The organism is Dermabacter vaginalis (assembly GCF_001678905.1).
Taxonomy (GTDB): Bacteria; Actinomycetota; Actinomycetes; order Actinomycetales; family Dermabacteraceae; genus Dermabacter; species Dermabacter vaginalis.
The window spans coordinates 161126-175283 of sequence record NZ_CP012117.1; the positions used below are offsets into that span (position 1 = coordinate 161126).

Here is a 14158-nt window from a genome sequence, read left to right on the forward strand (position 1 = left end):
ATCACCGTCCCCGGTCAGTACATCTAGGCGCCGGCTCACTCGCCGGGAGTGTAGATCCACGGCGCTCGCGGCAAGGCTTCAGGGTCGAAGGCCTCGAGGATGTCGCGGGCGCTTCGGCACCCCGGAAGCCCCAGGGAGTCTCCGATGGTTTCGGCGACGTCCTCGGGGCTTTCCCCTTTGGCGAGGCGATCCCTGAGCGTCACGGCTCCGTCTCGCTTGGCGAGCCTCGCCCCATCGGTGTTGAGGGCGAGCGGGACGTGAATGTAGGAGAGTTGCGCCGACGGATGCGGCGGCGAGGCTGTCCCGGCGACCGTCGGACCCGCGCTGAGCCGATCGGGGTGCGGGAAAAGCCAGGGCGCGGCCTGCGCGAGCAGATCGGTGAGGTAGGCCTGGCGCGGGCTCGAGCTGAGGAGATCATCCCCGCGCACGACCTGGTCGACCCCCGTCTCGATATCGTCGACCACCGCCACGAGGTTGTAGGCGAACATCCCATCGCCGCGCACGAGCACGAAGTCGTCGACATCGCCCACGGTGTGCCCGGCGTACAGGTCGGTGACCTCGTAGGAGTGCGTATCCGCGCGCAGTCGCAGCGACGGTTCCCGATTTAGTGCGCGCATCTTCTCCCGGCCGGCCGTTCGCTCGGCCTCGGTCAGCTCACGGCACGTCCCTGGGTACGCCCCCGGCGGGGCGTGAGGGGCCGACGGCGCCTCGTGAATCTCGCGGCGGGTGCAATAGCACTCGTAGACGAGTCCGCGTTCATCGAGGGCAGCCACGACCCGCTGATACAGGTCAAGTCGCTTCGACTGCCAGGCGACAGGGCCGTCCCAGTCGAGGCCAAGCGCCTCCATGTCCTCGAGTTGCCGTGCGGCGCTTCCCTCTTTCACCCGGTTGAGGTCCTCCATGCGCATGAGGAAATCGCGGCCCGTGCGGCGCGCGAATACCCACGCGAGGATCGCCGTGCGGAGGTTGCCGAGGTGGAGGTCGCCGCTCGGCGAGGGCGCGTAGCGGCCCGCGAAGCCCAAGGGGGAGTGGGAGTCAGGAGTAGTCATGGAGATCGAGGAGGTAGACGACATGCGCGCCCGTTTCGGTTGGGTCGCTTTCGGTGGAAAGGGTGAAGCCGAGGCGTTCGGCGAGGCGACGCGCGGGGAGGTTCTGATCCGCGGTAATAAATGCGGCTTCGCGCGGGGCGTCGCGGAGGGAGGCGACAGCACGCAGACTCTGAGCGAGGGCGGCCGTGGCAAGACCCGTGCCCCATGCCTCGGGTGCGAGCCTCACGTAGGTGTTGGCGACCCAGCGCTCGCCGAGCGGCATGCCCGAGAGGCCTGCGACACCGAGGAACGTTCCCGCTCCTCGAGTGCGAATCGCGTGGTAGCCGTAGCCGTCTCGCTCGTGCGAGGCGATCCACACACCGAGAACGCGCTGCATCTGGTCGACGGTCTCAAGTGGACCGATCGAGTCGAGCTCGAACGCGCGTGGATCGGAGTGGAGGAGCCACAGCTCAGGGAGGTCCTCGGTGCTCAACGGTGCGAGGACGTGCGAGAGAGCCCCGCTCCCACGGAGTGCGTGGGGAACGGGGCTCTCGCTGCTCAGAGGCGAAGTGTCACTCACCCTTGTGGGTGTTTTCCTTCTCGCCATCGGCGAGCGACTCGGGAACGTCGCCAGCCTCGGCTGCGGCCACCGAATCGGAAACCTCGGTCGAATCCTCTTCGCTCACGCCTGCGGCGGGGTAGTGCGAGCGAGCGAAGTCAGCCGGCGGAGCCCACGGATCCTCGACGGGGCGGGTCTTCTGCCACGCGAGGTAGCCGGCGGTGCCGGCAACAGCGGCAATGCCGAGCACAACGAGGACGGTGCCCACCTTCGACTTCTTCTTGTCGGCCACGGGGCTCGTGGTAGCGGCGGTACGGATTTCCGGAGCGCCCTTCTCCCACTCGGCGCGAGCGGCATCGACGGCGGCGGCAACAGCTGCGCCGAGGGTCGTGTTCGCGGCGTCCGCCGTGCGGCGAGCGCGGGGGAGGTAGTCGGCCTCAAAATCGCTACGGAACTTGCGTGCGCGGGGGCCGACGTTGCGGTCGAATTCATCGGAAAGACGGCCCGAAAGCCCGCTCACGCGTGCCTGGCCGGCGTTGAGGCCCTTGCGCACGCGCTTTTCCACCTCGGGGGCGTAGTCGCCGTAGAACTTCTCGGCGCGCTTACGCGCCCCCTTCGAAGCCTCGTTGAACAGCGGACCGGCGTTATCGAGCGCCTTGCGCCACGTGCTCTGGGCGTGCTTCGCCTGCTTCTTGGCGTTCTTTGCGTGCTTCTTCGCGGCCTTCTTGGCCTCGCGCTTGGAATTGGTGAAAGCCATCGCTGACCCTTTCGTTCGTGCGCCGGAAACCCCGGCGGCGGTCTGGAAGTGCGGGTGGTGGCCACGCCGCGATGTCTCAAGCCTACTAGCGGTACATCGGCGGATCACAGTTTCTATGCAGAATGGGTGAGCGCCGTTCAGCGGTTTTCAGCGAGGGTATGGGAGGATCGAGGCATGTTTGCAACGCTTCACACTAATCACGGCGATATCCGCCTCGAACTGTTCCCCAACCACGCCCCCAAGACCGTCGCGAACTTCGTTGAGCTCGCCAAGGGTGAGCGCGAATTCACGAATCCGGTGACGGGCGACAAGGAAAAGCGCCCCTACTACGACGGCGTGATCTTCCACCGCATCATCGATGGCTTCATGATCCAGGGCGGCGACCCGACCGGCACCGGTACGGGTGGCCCCGGCTACAACTTCGACGATGAAATCTCGGAGAAGAACTTCAACGAGCCCTACGTGCTTGCCATGGCGAACGCCGGTAAGCGCATGAACGCCATCACGGGCCGCCCCTCGGGCACGAACGGCTCGCAGTTCTTCATCACCGTTGCCCCCACCCAGTACCTCCACGGAAAGCACACCGTGTTTGGCGAGGTCGCTGACGACGAGTCGAAGAAGGTCGTTGACGAAATTGCCAAGGTCGACACCGACATGCGTGACCGTCCGCTCGAGGATGTCGTCATCACCTCGGTGACCATCGAGGACTAACCCGCAGGGTTTCACCGTCAATGTCCCAGAGCTACGGAAAAGGAGCCGATCCGAAGCCGGGCGGGGGCGAGCCGGACTACACGAGTAGTGCGGCCCCCGTGTGCCCGCGCCACCCGGATCGGCCCTCTCTTATCCGCTGCCAGCGCTGCGACCGCCCCGCGTGCGTCGAATGCCAGCGCAGGGCCGCCGTAGGCATCCAATGCGTCGACTGCGTGAGCGAGGCCGAACACAGTCAGCGTCAGAGTGCCCCGCGAACCGTTGTGGGAGCCGAGCCCGTGCGCACCCTCCCCGTCGTGACGTACACGATCATGGGGCTGTGCGCCGTGATCTTCGCACTCCAGTTCATCGGGCTTGATCACACACTCTCGCAGTGGTTCATGTTCGCGCCGTTCCGCTCGCTCGCGATGCCGTGGACTTTCCTCACGAGCGGCTTCCTCCACGGGGGAATCGCACACGTGGGGTTGAATCTCTACGCGCTGTGGGCCGTTGGGCAGTATCTTGAGCGCGCGCTCGGGCACTGGCGATACCTCGCGGTGTTCCTCGTGAGCGTGCTCGGCGGGCACACCGCCGTGCTGCTTCTGTCAAGCATCGGCACGGATTCGTGGTTCACGGGCACGGTAGGCGCTTCGGGCGGTCTTTTCGGCATGTTCGGCGCGCTCCTGATCCTCCAACGCCGGCTCGGTGCGGAGAGCACGCAGGTTCTTATCCTTATCGTGCTCAATTTCGTGATTGGCTTCATTTACCCGGGTATCTCGTGGCAGGGCCACCTTGGAGGCCTCGTTGTGGGGGCAGCAGCCGTCGGCCTGTTCTTCGCAACCCGACCCACCGCCGAACCTGGCGCGGATCGCGTTGCTGTCGCGAAAAAATCGACGCTCATTCACGGCGGCGTGATCGCGGGAATCGTCGTGTTGCTGATCGCCGCGTGCGCGGTCAAGTGGTGGTTCGCGGCGCAGACGGGCTACCTCGCCTAGGGTTGCTCCAGCCACCACCGCACAACTGAGTTATCCACAACGTTGTTCACGGTTGGGGAGAACTACAGCGGTGTCATTCACGCGTGAACAGCACCGATGCCCCGCCCACACGGGCGGGGCTTTCGCGTATGCGGTTGGGGCGAGCCCTTAGAGCGCGCGGTGTGCCTCGTGCTCGCGTGCAACCTCGGCTTCGGCGGCGGCCACGCGCTCGCTCCACACCTCGCGGAGAGATTCGAGGGCCTCGTGCGAGGGGGCCTGCTCCACATCGAGTTCAAGAATGGTCGCGCCCTCGTCCTCCATCAGGGTGGCCTGCACGATGATGCGAGCGTTCACGAGCGGGCTGTCGTACTCCACGCGAATGCGGTGCCCGAGCGCCGAGCCGAGCACTTTGCCGATGATCTGGCGGTTCTTACCGGGATTCTTGACGAGTGGGCCACCCACCATGAGCGGGATCGACGGCAGGCCCAGCCAGGCGGGAAGCCACTGCTGGGTCATGCGGTCCCACGCCTCGTCTTGTGAAAGCGCGAACTGGCCGCGTGCGCGGAATGTGTAATCGGTGCGTGAAAGGGTGCGTGCGTCACTCATGCCTCCAAAATAGGAAGGCCCGCGCCCCCCTGGGAAGAGGGCGCGGGCAGGATCCGCACAGTGTTCGGGAACTTGTTACCTTCCGCTTAACGGAACGAAACTTCGCCTCCGACGGTTTACTTGAAATCCGCCGTGGCCGGGTCCGGGCCGCCGCGGCCATCGGCACGCGAAAGAGCGTTGATCTTCTCGATCTCCTCGCCGCTGAGCGTGAGGCCAAGCGACTCCCAGTTTTCGGCGATGCGCGAAGGCGTGACCGACTTCGGAATGGCGATCGTGCCGAGCTGGCGGTGCCACGCGAGGATGACCTGCGCGATGCTCGCGTCGTGGGCTTTCGCGATGGTCTCGAGGGCGGGGTCGCTCAGAACGTCTCCGCCCTGGCCAAGCGGGCCCCATGCCTCGGTGGCAACGCCGTACTTGGTGTTGGCCACGCGCAGCTCCGCCTGGTTGAAGTAGGGGTGAAGCTCAACCTGGTTGAGAACCGGGGTGACGCCGCTCGTTTCGATGAGATCCTCAAGGTTTTCCGCGGGGAAGTTCGACACGCCAATCGACGTGATACGGCCCTGCTTCTGGAGTTCAATAAAGGCCTTCCACGTGTCGTTGTAGAGGCCGAAGCTCGGGCATGCCCAGTGGATGAGGTACAGGTCGAGCACCTCGAGGCCAAGCTTGCCCATGGACTCGTCGAACGCGCGCATCGTCTCGTCGTAGCCCTGGTTCGCGTTCCACAGCTTCGTGGTGATGAACAGGTCCTTCGGGTCGATGCCCGCGGCGTCAATACCCTGGCGCACACCCTCCTCGTTGCCGTATACGGCTGCGGTATCGATGTGGCGGTAGCCGGTCTCAATCGCGGCCTTGACAGCAGCGGCGGTCTCGTCGTTCGGGACCTTGAACACGCCGAAGCCGAGCTGCGGGATCTGCTTCCCGTCGTTCAGGGTCGTGAGTGGACTTTCGTAGGCCATGGGTGTCTCCTTACAGTTAGCGGTCACACTTTTCTTGGTCTGCGTGAAATGCGTGGTGCTTAGCCCTTGTAGCCCGCACCCCGCACCATCGTTTCCGGGTCGAAGCCGGTGCGCCCGGCCTCCCCGCGATCGAGGGTCGCGATCGCCTCGAGATCCTCGGACGTGAGGTGAACGTTCAGTGCAGCGAAGTTTTCGCGAATGCGGCTCGGTGTCACGGATTTCGGAATGGCGATCGTGCCGAGCGCGAGGTGCCACGCGAGCACCACTTGCGCGGGCGTCGCCCCGCGGCGCTCGGCAATGTCGCGAATAATCGGCTCGTCGAAGAGGCCCTTGGCTCGGTGAAGCGGTGCCCACGCCTGGCTCAGCACGCCGCGTTCGCGGTTGGCCTCGCGAAGTTCTGTTTGAGCGAAGTAGGGATTGAGTTCGATCTGGTTGAGAACCGGCGCAACGCCCGTCGCGGCCGTGAGCTCGTCGATGCGGCGTGCGGGAAAGTTTGCCACGCCGATCGAGGTGGCGAGGCCCTCCTCGCGGAGCCTGATGAGTTCCTCCCAGGTCTCGACCGCGAGACCATTCATGGGCATGGGCCAGTGGATGAGGTAGAGGTCCACGTAGTCGAGACCGAGCCGCTCGAGGCTCTCCTCGAACGCGCGGCGGGTCTTCTCACGACCGTGGTCGTCGTTCCACACCTTCGTCGTGACGAAGAGGTCGGAACGCGCAAGACCCGAGTGGCGCACGGCCCGCCCCACGCCCTCCTCGTTGTCGTAGAGCTTCGCCGTGTCGATATGCCGGTAGCCAGCCTCGAACGCGCAGGCGATGGCGGCTTCGACCTCGTCGTTCGGGGTTTTGTACACCCCGAAGCCGAGCTGGGGGATCGTCCTGCCGTCGCTCAGTGTGAGCAGGGGGCTTGCAGTAGCGGCATCGCTCGCGGAGGTCATCTCATCCTTCTTCCTAAAGCCTCGCACCAGCCTATAAACCTCCATCGGGTGGTCCCTGAATCATCACGATGGTGAAGCTGCGCCCGTACAATGAGCGTCATGGAGGCTTACGGGGCGCGTGCACGCGCGGAGGCGCGGCAACCGTCGGATCCCCTCCCCCTTCCCGAAAAGCCGCGCGTGGTTCCCCGCCCGCCGCATACGAAACGCACCCGGTTTGCGAAGTGGAAGCGGCCCGTTCCCCTCACGTACCCCACGTACGACCACGCGGCGGGCCACGACCACGACCGTCCGCGCCTCGAGATTTATCCGCGACTCGATGCCGTGTTCGTGCTGCTCGCGACCGTGCTCTCCCTCGTGCTCGCGTACGTGTTTCTTCGCCAGGGCCTTACGACCAACCCGAGCCGCCTCATTAACCTGCTCGTGTTCTGGCTCGTGTTCACCTACGCCGCGCTCCCGCGCATTCACCAGGCGCTCACGGCCGTCTACGTTCCCGATTACTTCATGGGACGCACGCGCACGGCGGACGGGCTGCTCGGCGACCCCGTCAACCTCGCGTTCGAAGGCTCAGCCGAGGACATTCACGTGGCGATGCGTAAGGCCGGCTGGGTGCTCGCGGAAGAAAACACCCTGCACAGCGCCCGCCGCACCGTGGTGGCATTCCTCTTGAGGCGCTCGTATCCGAGGGCGCCCGTGAGCTCGCTCTTCCTCTTCGGCAGGCGCCATGAGTTTGCCTATCAGCAGGAGGTGGGCGGTACAACGCTCAGGCGCCATCACATTCGCTTTTGGCGCGTGCCACACAAGTGGGTCATGCCGGGCGGGCATCGCGTGACATGGCTCGCCGCCGCCACCTATGACCGTGGCGTGGGGCTTTCGCGATTCACGCTCCAGGTCACGCACAAGATCGACGAAAACACCGACGTTGAACGCAACTACGTGGTCGATACGCTTCTGCACGCCGATCACGCGATCCCCGTGGGCGTCATCAAGGACTATTCAACCTCGTACCACCACGTGAATGGCGGCGGTGACCCGCTGCGTACCGACGGCCACCTACCCGTTGTTGACGTGACGGGTGCCGAGGCCCGCTCGACCGGTTCCACCGCCGTGATCCAGCCGCGCAACCGCGCGACGGGCATCTTCTACTTGCGGGGCCGCTCGCTTCGCCCGGGCGAGCTCATGCAATCGCTCGAGCGCGAATGGCACGGCGCACGCGAGGATTTCCTCCAGGCGATTCGTAACTTCGGCGACCACCACCTCCCGCCCCCCTCGATCGGGTTTGTGGGGCTCATGATCGCTCTTGAAACGATCGCGGTTCTGGGGCTGTGGTGGCTCGTGTGGGCGAAGGGTTCGGGCGCAACGGTGGCCGACGGCGTCACGCGCGCTCTTGGTTTCGAGCGTCTCGGTGATGCTCCGCTTGTGCCTCTCACCGTGCTCGTCGCGGGGCAGATTGTGCTCTTCCTGCTCATGCTCGGTCGCAATCGATGGGCGAGGCTCGGCCTCATGGCGCTGCTCGCGTTCGATTCTCTGACGCGCATCAGCGTGGCGGCACTTGAACCGGCGGGGGCGGCGAGTGCCTCCGAGCTTCTCGGCGTAGGCCTGAGCACCCTCGCGCTTCTCACGCTCACGTCGGATGCGGCCCGCATCTGGGTGCATACGGACCGCATCGCGTATTACGCCGCGCGCGAGAGCGCGAACGATGAAGGTTCCTCCTGCGGCGAAGATCCCGACCGAGCCTGAGGCTTACGGCGTGCGCGCGGAGTCGTCGGAGAACACGTCGGGGATGCCGTCACGGTTGGCATCGACCTTCTCGCGTTCGGCGATCTTCGCGTAGCGGGCGTTGCGCGGTGCGAGGATGGCCGCGCCGGCGATCGCGGCGAGCACCGAGGCGGTCAGCACGCCCACCTTCGCCCAATCGTGCGCGGGGTTGGACACATCGAAGCTGAGCTCGGCCACGAGAAGCGACACGGTGAAGCCGATGCCCGCGAGCGCCGCGACGCCCGTGAGGTCGATCCACTTGATGTCAGGGTCGAGGCTCGCGCCGCGGAGGCGAGTCACGAGGAACGTCGTTCCCACGATGCCAAGCATCTTGCCCGCAACGAGGCCCACGATGATGCCGAGCGCAACGCTCGACGTCCACGCCTCGGTGAGGCCGCTCAGGCCTCCCACGGCGACGCCCGCGCTGAAGAACGCGAAGATCGGCACGGCGATGCCCGAGGAGAGCGGGCGGAAGCGGTGCTCGAACGTCTCGGCAAGCGAGTAGCGCTCGCCGTATTTCGAGAGGGGGTTCACGGGGATCATGAACGCGAGGGCCACACCGGCGATGGTGGCGTGAATGCCGGAGTTGTAGAAGAGCGCCCACACGATGAGGCCGAGTGGGAGCAGCACGAACCAGGCCGCGCTGTAGTGCTTCTTGAAGAGCGCCTCGGCTTTGTTGGCGACGAGCCAGTAAAGGGCGAGGGGAATGAGTGCGAAGGCGAGGTAGTGGAGCTTGAGGTCGCTCGAGTAGAACACGGCGATGATCGTGATGGCGATGAGGTCATCGACGATGGCGAGGGTGAGGAGGAAGGTGCGCAGCGCGGCGGGAAGCTTTGACCCAACAATGGCGAGAACGGCGACGGCGAAGGCGATGTCGGTCGCGGCGGGGATCGCCCAACCATCGAGAGTTTCGGGGTTCGCGGCGTTGAAAGCCGTGTACAGCAGGGCCGGGAGCGCCACGCCACCAACGGCTGCCGCGACGGGCACAAACGCGCGGCGTGGATCGCGCAGATCCCCCTTTGTGAGCTCCATCTTGAGCTCAAGTCCCACGAGGAAGAAGAAAATCGCGAGGAGGCCATCGGCTGCCCAGTGCGCGAGGGAAAGGTCGAGGTCGAGCCAGCTCGTGGAGAAGCCGACGTGCATGTCGCGAAGCGAGAAGTAGGCGTCGGCGGCGGGGGAGTTCGCGAGGATGAGCGCGAGAATGGTGGCGCCTACGAGGATGAGGCCGCCCGTGGTTTCGGCCGTGAGAATTTTTTCGATGCGCGTCAGTTCGCGATAGGTGCCGCGCGCGAGAATCGTGTCGGTGCGGCTTTGATGGTTGCTCGTCATGGGGAGAGTCCTTGGGGGCTCGGCGGGCATTATCAACGGGCCGCGGTCTCGGCCGCGAGGCCCGTGCCGACCAGACTTCCCGGCACACCAAAAACCGAGTGTACATGCCGTTTCATTGCGCATGCGAAAGGGGCCCAGGTCGTGTGACCGGGGCCCCATTCATGTGCGGGGTGCGCTACTGCTGAGGTGAGCGCGAGGTGTCGTCGGAGAACACGTCGGGGATGCCGTCCTTGTTCTCGTCGCGCGATTCGAGCTCGGCGATCTTCTTGTAGTGATTATTGCGAGGCAGCAGAATGAGTGCGCCCACGACTGCCGCGAGCAGGGAGGCGGTGAGCACACCGATCTTCGCGTCTTCCACGAGCGGGCTCGTGGGATCGAAGCTCAACTCCGCGACGAGGAGCGACACGGTAAAGCCGATACCGGCGATGGCGGACATGCCGATGAGGTCGATCCACTTGATCTCGTCGTCCAGGTTCGCCTTCGTCAGCTTTGTGACGAGGAAGGTTGTGCCGGTGATACCGATCATCTTGCCGCACACGAGCCCGATGATGACGCCGAGGGCCACGGTTGTCGTCCATGCATCGAACAGCCCGCTGAAGCCGCCCACGGCGACGCCCGCGCTAAAGAACGCGAATACGGGAACGGCAACGCCCGTGGAGAACGGGCGGAGCCTGTGCTCGAGGGTTTCGGCGAGTGAATGCTGCTGGCCGTAGGCGCTGCGAGCGTGGACGGGCACGCAGAACGCGAGCACAACGCCCGCGATGGTGGCGTGGACGCCCGAGTTGTAGAACAGGATCCACGTGATGACCGCGAGCGGGAAGAGAATTATCCACGCCGTCGAGTAGTGCTTTTTGAAAAGCCACTCGGCCTTGTAGGCCACGAGCGCGTAGATCGCGATCACGGGCACCGCCGCAAGGAGGTAGAGCAGGTTTGTTTCTTCGGCGTAGAAGAGCGCAATGATGAGAATCGCGATCAGGTCGTCCACAACGGCGAGCGTGAGAAGGAAGGTGCGCAGCGCCGCGGGCAGCTTCGAGCCGATGAGGGTGAGCACGGCCACGGCGAAAGCAATGTCGGTCGCGGCGGGAATCGCCCAGCCGTGGTGAGAGGCTTCGGGGCCGGCGAGGTTGACGAGCGTATAGATCACCGCGGGGACCGCCACGCCACCGGCGGCCGCGAGCATGGGGACAAGCGCGAGCTTCGGGTCGCGCAAGTCACCGCGAATGAATTCGTGCTTGAGTTCGAGGCCCACGAGGAAGAAGAAGACGGCGAGGAGACCGTCGGCGGCCCAGTGCGCGATCGACAGGTTGAGGTTGAGCCAGCCGAGATCAAAACCGAGATGCGCGTCTCGCACACTGAAGTACAGATCCGAAAGGGGGGAGTTTGCGCAGATGAGCGCGAGGATGGTCGCGATGACGAGGGCAACACCACCCGCAGATTCTTTCGTGAGGATTTCTTCGACGCGGCTGTATTCGCGGAAGGTTCCCTGCTCAAGGATTTTCTTGGGCGTGCCCGGCTTGGGTGCGGGGAGGTCGCTATCCGACGCCTGCTTGCTATTCACTGCGTGCTACTCCAATGGGTTGATCGTCGTGAAGGATTCGGGTTTGTGGTCTTAGTTGCTCAGGCGCTCGAGAAGCGCGAGGAAGAACGCTTCGCACTTGTCGAGTTGGTCGAGGGCAACGTATTCGTTCGCGCCGTGTGCCTGGGCGATATCGCCGGGGCCGATGACGACGGCGCTCATGCCCGCAGCTTCGTAAATGCCGGACTCGGTTCCGTAGGTGACTTTCGTGGGGCTGATGGTCACGCCGAGTTCACGCGCGAGCTGTACGGCCTCGCCCTCGGTCCCGCAGTCGAGCGGGTAGAGAAGCGTGCGGATCGTGAGGCTCGCGCCCACGTTTTTCGCTTGCTCGGGATCGGCCGGATCGGCGGGAATTGCCTTCTTCATCTCCTCGTCGAGTTCGGCGATCTTCGCTTGGATGCGGCGGGCGATCGCGATCGCGTCGTCGCTTGGGAGGGCGCGGTATTCGAGAAGAAGGTGCGCGTGCGCTCCGACCGTGTTGATCGCGTTGCCGCCGTCAAAGCGGTTGACGCCGCCCGTGATGTGGGGGACGAGGAAGGCGGAATCGCTCGGGCCTTCGGCGATACCGCGGTCGATGATCTCTTCGTGGAACCAGGTGGTGAACATCGCCGCGTAGCGGTTCGCGTTGAGGCCGCGGGGGAGGAGGCTCGAGTGGGCGGCGATGCCCCGGAAATCGGCCTCGAAGGAGTTCATGGACTTGTGGGCGGTGATGACGTCCATCATCGTGGGCTCGCCAACGTAGGCAATCCGCGGTGCGATCTCGAGCGTGTCAAGTTGCTTGACGAGTTCGCGCGCACCGTTGCAGCTCGTTTCTTCGTCCCATGTCGCGGCGAGGTACACGGGTTCGGTCAGCTCGGCCGCGAGGAAACGATCGGCGAGGGCCGTGAAGGTCGCGATGTAGCCTTTCATGTCGGCCGTGCCGCGGCCGTAGAGTTTGCCGTCGCGCTCGGTCGGCTCGAAGGGCGGGCTTACCCACTCTTGTCCCGTGACGGGCACGCAGTCAGTGTGGCCCGCGATGAGGATGCCTCGGCGTGCGGCGTCGCTCGCGTGTGCAGGCGTGCTCTCGCCCTCGAGTCGATCCACGCCCCCGCGGCCCGTACCGTAGTCGCTACCGAGCACGTCCTTTGCTGCCCGATCGGTGCTGTCGCCAGCGCTTTCCCCCTTCGCGGGGAATACGGCAACGAGGTTCGCATCGAGCCCGTCGTCTTCGCGGAACACGTGGGTCGTCACGCCCTTGCTCGCAAAGATCCGCTGCAGCAGTGTGATCGTCTCGAGGTTCCCGGTGTGGGAGGTGCTGTCGATTCGCACGAGAGCCTCGAGGATGTCGCGCGGGCTCGTGGGCAGGTTCGACTCGGGGTTCTCAGTCTGGGGCATAATTCCACGTTACCCCCTTGACGGTCTCCACGGGAGAGACGGTAGTTTCACTGTGAGAGAGCTGTCGAGGAAAATCCAGGTCGTCATGGCTCGGGAGCAGGGAGGCTCACCGTGAGGGTGGTAATCGCGCCCGATTCCTTTAAGGAGTCGATGAGCGCCGGGGAGGCCGCAGCGGCGATCGCCCGTGGGGTGCGTGCAGCGGTTCCGGGGGCGGCGTGCACGCTCATTCCCGTGTCCGACGGTGGCGAGGGATTCACCGCTTCCCTCTCCTCCGCTCTCGAGGCCACCCGCCATCCCATCACCGTCGCCGATGCCCTCGGCCGCCCCGTGAGCGCGGAGCTTGCCCTTGCCTTGGAAGTGGAGCCGCCCACCGCCGCCCTCGAGATGGCGAGCGCCGCGGGCCTCATGCACCTCACGCCCGATGAGCGAGACCCGTGGAGGGCGAATACGCGTGGCGTGGGGGAGCTCATTGCGCACGCCCTCGACCGGATCGGCGAGGGTGGCCGCCTCATCATCGGCATCGGCGGGTCCGCCACGAACGATGGTGGGGTGGGCATGCTCGGGGCGCTCGGCGTGCGCTTTTTTGATTCCGACGGTTGCCCGCTTCACCCCGCTCCCTCCTCACTCGCGGGAAAGCTCGCGCGTATCGATGTGAGCGGCCTCGATCCACGGCTTTCGCAGGTCAGCATCGAGGTTGCGTGCGACGTCACGAATCCGCTTCTCGGTCAAAGCGGCGCAAGCGCGATCTTTGGCCCGCAAAAGGGTGCGGATCGCACTACGGTGGCGAAGCTCGATGCTTTCCTTGGGGAACTCGTGGAGGCTGCGGAAGCGTCGGACCCCGTCCTTCGCGCCCGCGCCCACGCGAACGAACCGGGCGCCGGAGCCGCAGGCGGGCTTGGGTGGGCACTGCGAACGTTTCTCGGTGCGCGCTTCGAGCCGGGCTTCGATCTCGTCGCGCGCACGGTGGGGCTAGAGCAGGTGATCGAGAATGCTGACCTCGTGTTCACGGGTGAAGGGGCGATCGACGCACAGACGCTCCACGGCAAGGCCCCCGCGGGTGTCGCCGCTCTCGCAAGGCGCCACGGCGTGCCGTGCGTGGCGTTTGCGGGGCGCGTAGGCGAGGGCGCCGAGGTGCTTTACGCTCATGGTGTGAGCGCTCTCGTGCCGATCGTGCAGGGAGTGACGACTCTCGAAGAGGCGCTCAATGACGGTCCGCGCAACCTCGAGCGTGCAGCGGCAACCTCGATGCGACTCATGGAACTAGGAAAAGGAGCAGTTCATGGCGACGAATCAGGCTGAAAAGCGTGTGCGTTTTCGAGACGTCAAGCCATTCGAGGTCGCGGATTCGCTCGAGGAACTCAGAGGGCCGTCGGAAGGCTTGCTCACTCCACCCGTGGACGTTCATTGGTCGGGGTTGCGCACCACGTTTGATGTGTCGAATGAGCGGCAGCGTCGTCGCCTCTACCAGGCGGTTCTTTCCAATGGCCGCCAAGAACATCTCACCGCTTTTCTCAACCGTGATCTCCTCCTTCATGACTGGCCGACCCTCACGCTCGACACTCGCATCGTCGATTCTTGGGCGCGGCGATTTCCTGAGATTGAGCAACGCCGACGGAGGTAGA

Annotated in this window: 14 protein-coding genes; 5 read left to right on the forward strand and 9 right to left on the reverse strand. The window is 65.1% G+C overall.

All coding sequences use genetic code 11. The features are described from left to right. Positions 1-35: 35 nt before the first annotated feature. Genes gluQRS through DAD186_RS00600 form a run of 3 tightly spaced genes read right to left on the reverse strand, consistent with a single transcriptional unit; the run spans position 36 to position 2344 of the window. Positions 36-1049, reverse strand: a complete 1014-nt coding sequence (gluQRS, locus tag DAD186_RS00590; RefSeq protein ID WP_065247068.1) for a tRNA glutamyl-Q(34) synthetase GluQRS — start codon at positions 1047-1049, stop codon at positions 36-38. Continuing rightward, complete coding sequence (locus DAD186_RS00595; protein ID WP_065247069.1) at positions 1036-1608, reverse strand: GNAT family N-acetyltransferase; 573 nt, start codon at positions 1606-1608, stop codon at positions 1036-1038. Before DAD186_RS00595 ends, gluQRS begins: the two co-directional genes overlap by 14 nt. Continuing rightward, on the reverse strand, positions 1601-2344 hold the full coding sequence (locus DAD186_RS00600; protein WP_065247070.1) for a hypothetical protein: 744 nt from the start codon (positions 2342-2344) through the stop codon (positions 1601-1603). The genes DAD186_RS00595 and DAD186_RS00600 overlap by 8 nt, the downstream gene beginning before the upstream one ends. A 174-nt stretch (positions 2345-2518) precedes the next feature. Between DAD186_RS00600 and DAD186_RS00605 the strand changes: the two genes are divergently transcribed. Both DAD186_RS00605 and DAD186_RS00610 read left to right on the forward strand, forming a co-directional pair. After that, complete coding sequence (locus DAD186_RS00605; RefSeq protein WP_065247071.1) at positions 2519-3055, forward strand: peptidylprolyl isomerase; 537 nt, start codon at positions 2519-2521, stop codon at positions 3053-3055. Positions 3056-3075: 20 nt separating this feature from the next. Beyond that, entirely contained in the window at positions 3076-4026 is a 951-nt protein-coding gene (locus DAD186_RS00610) for a rhomboid family intramembrane serine protease (protein WP_065247072.1), read from the forward strand. 147 nt (positions 4027-4173) lie between these two features. Here DAD186_RS00610 and DAD186_RS00615 read toward each other — a convergent pair whose 3' ends face one another. The 3 genes from DAD186_RS00615 to DAD186_RS00625 form a co-directional block, all read right to left on the reverse strand. After that, positions 4174-4611: a hypothetical protein gene (locus tag DAD186_RS00615; RefSeq protein WP_065247073.1), complete on the reverse strand. Its 438-nt coding sequence runs from the start codon at positions 4609-4611 to the stop codon at positions 4174-4176. Positions 4612-4727: 116 nt separating this feature from the next. Beyond that, on the reverse strand, positions 4728-5567 hold the full coding sequence (locus DAD186_RS00620) for an aldo/keto reductase (RefSeq protein WP_065247074.1): 840 nt from the start codon (positions 5565-5567) through the stop codon (positions 4728-4730). Positions 5568-5626: 59 nt separating this feature from the next. Further along, entirely contained in the window at positions 5627-6502 is an 876-nt protein-coding gene (locus DAD186_RS00625) for an aldo/keto reductase (RefSeq protein ID WP_065247075.1), read from the reverse strand. Between the two features lie 99 nt (positions 6503-6601). Between DAD186_RS00625 and DAD186_RS00630 the strand changes: the two genes are divergently transcribed. Continuing rightward, positions 6602-8239 (forward strand): LssY C-terminal domain-containing protein, encoded by a 1638-nt coding sequence (locus tag DAD186_RS00630; RefSeq protein WP_082991003.1) that lies wholly within the window; start codon positions 6602-6604, stop codon positions 8237-8239. Positions 8240-8242: 3 nt separating this feature from the next. Here the strand turns inward: DAD186_RS00630 and nhaA (DAD186_RS00635) are convergent, their stop codons facing one another. The 3 genes from nhaA (DAD186_RS00635) to DAD186_RS00645 form a co-directional block, all read right to left on the reverse strand. After that, the gene (nhaA, locus tag DAD186_RS00635) at positions 8243-9586 is read right to left on the reverse strand and encodes a Na+/H+ antiporter NhaA (RefSeq protein ID WP_065247076.1); all 1344 of its coding nucleotides are present in this window, start codon (positions 9584-9586) and stop codon (positions 8243-8245) included. A gap of 175 nt (positions 9587-9761) precedes the next feature. Further along, on the reverse strand, positions 9762-11144 hold the full coding sequence (gene nhaA, locus DAD186_RS00640; protein ID WP_082991004.1) for a Na+/H+ antiporter NhaA: 1383 nt from the start codon (positions 11142-11144) through the stop codon (positions 9762-9764). Between the two features lie 51 nt (positions 11145-11195). Next, positions 11196-12536, reverse strand: coding sequence for a M20/M25/M40 family metallo-hydrolase (locus tag DAD186_RS00645; protein ID WP_065247077.1), 1341 nt, complete (start codon positions 12534-12536; stop codon positions 11196-11198). Positions 12537-12647: 111 nt separating this feature from the next. Between DAD186_RS00645 and DAD186_RS00650 the strand changes: the two genes are divergently transcribed. Beyond that, positions 12648-13835: a glycerate kinase gene (locus tag DAD186_RS00650; RefSeq protein ID WP_065247078.1), complete on the forward strand. Its 1188-nt coding sequence runs from the start codon at positions 12648-12650 to the stop codon at positions 13833-13835. After that, entirely contained in the window at positions 13816-14157 is a 342-nt protein-coding gene (locus tag DAD186_RS00655) for a hypothetical protein (RefSeq protein WP_065247079.1), read from the forward strand. The genes DAD186_RS00650 and DAD186_RS00655 overlap by 20 nt, the downstream gene beginning before the upstream one ends. The last annotated feature ends 1 nt before the right edge of the window (position 14158 follow it).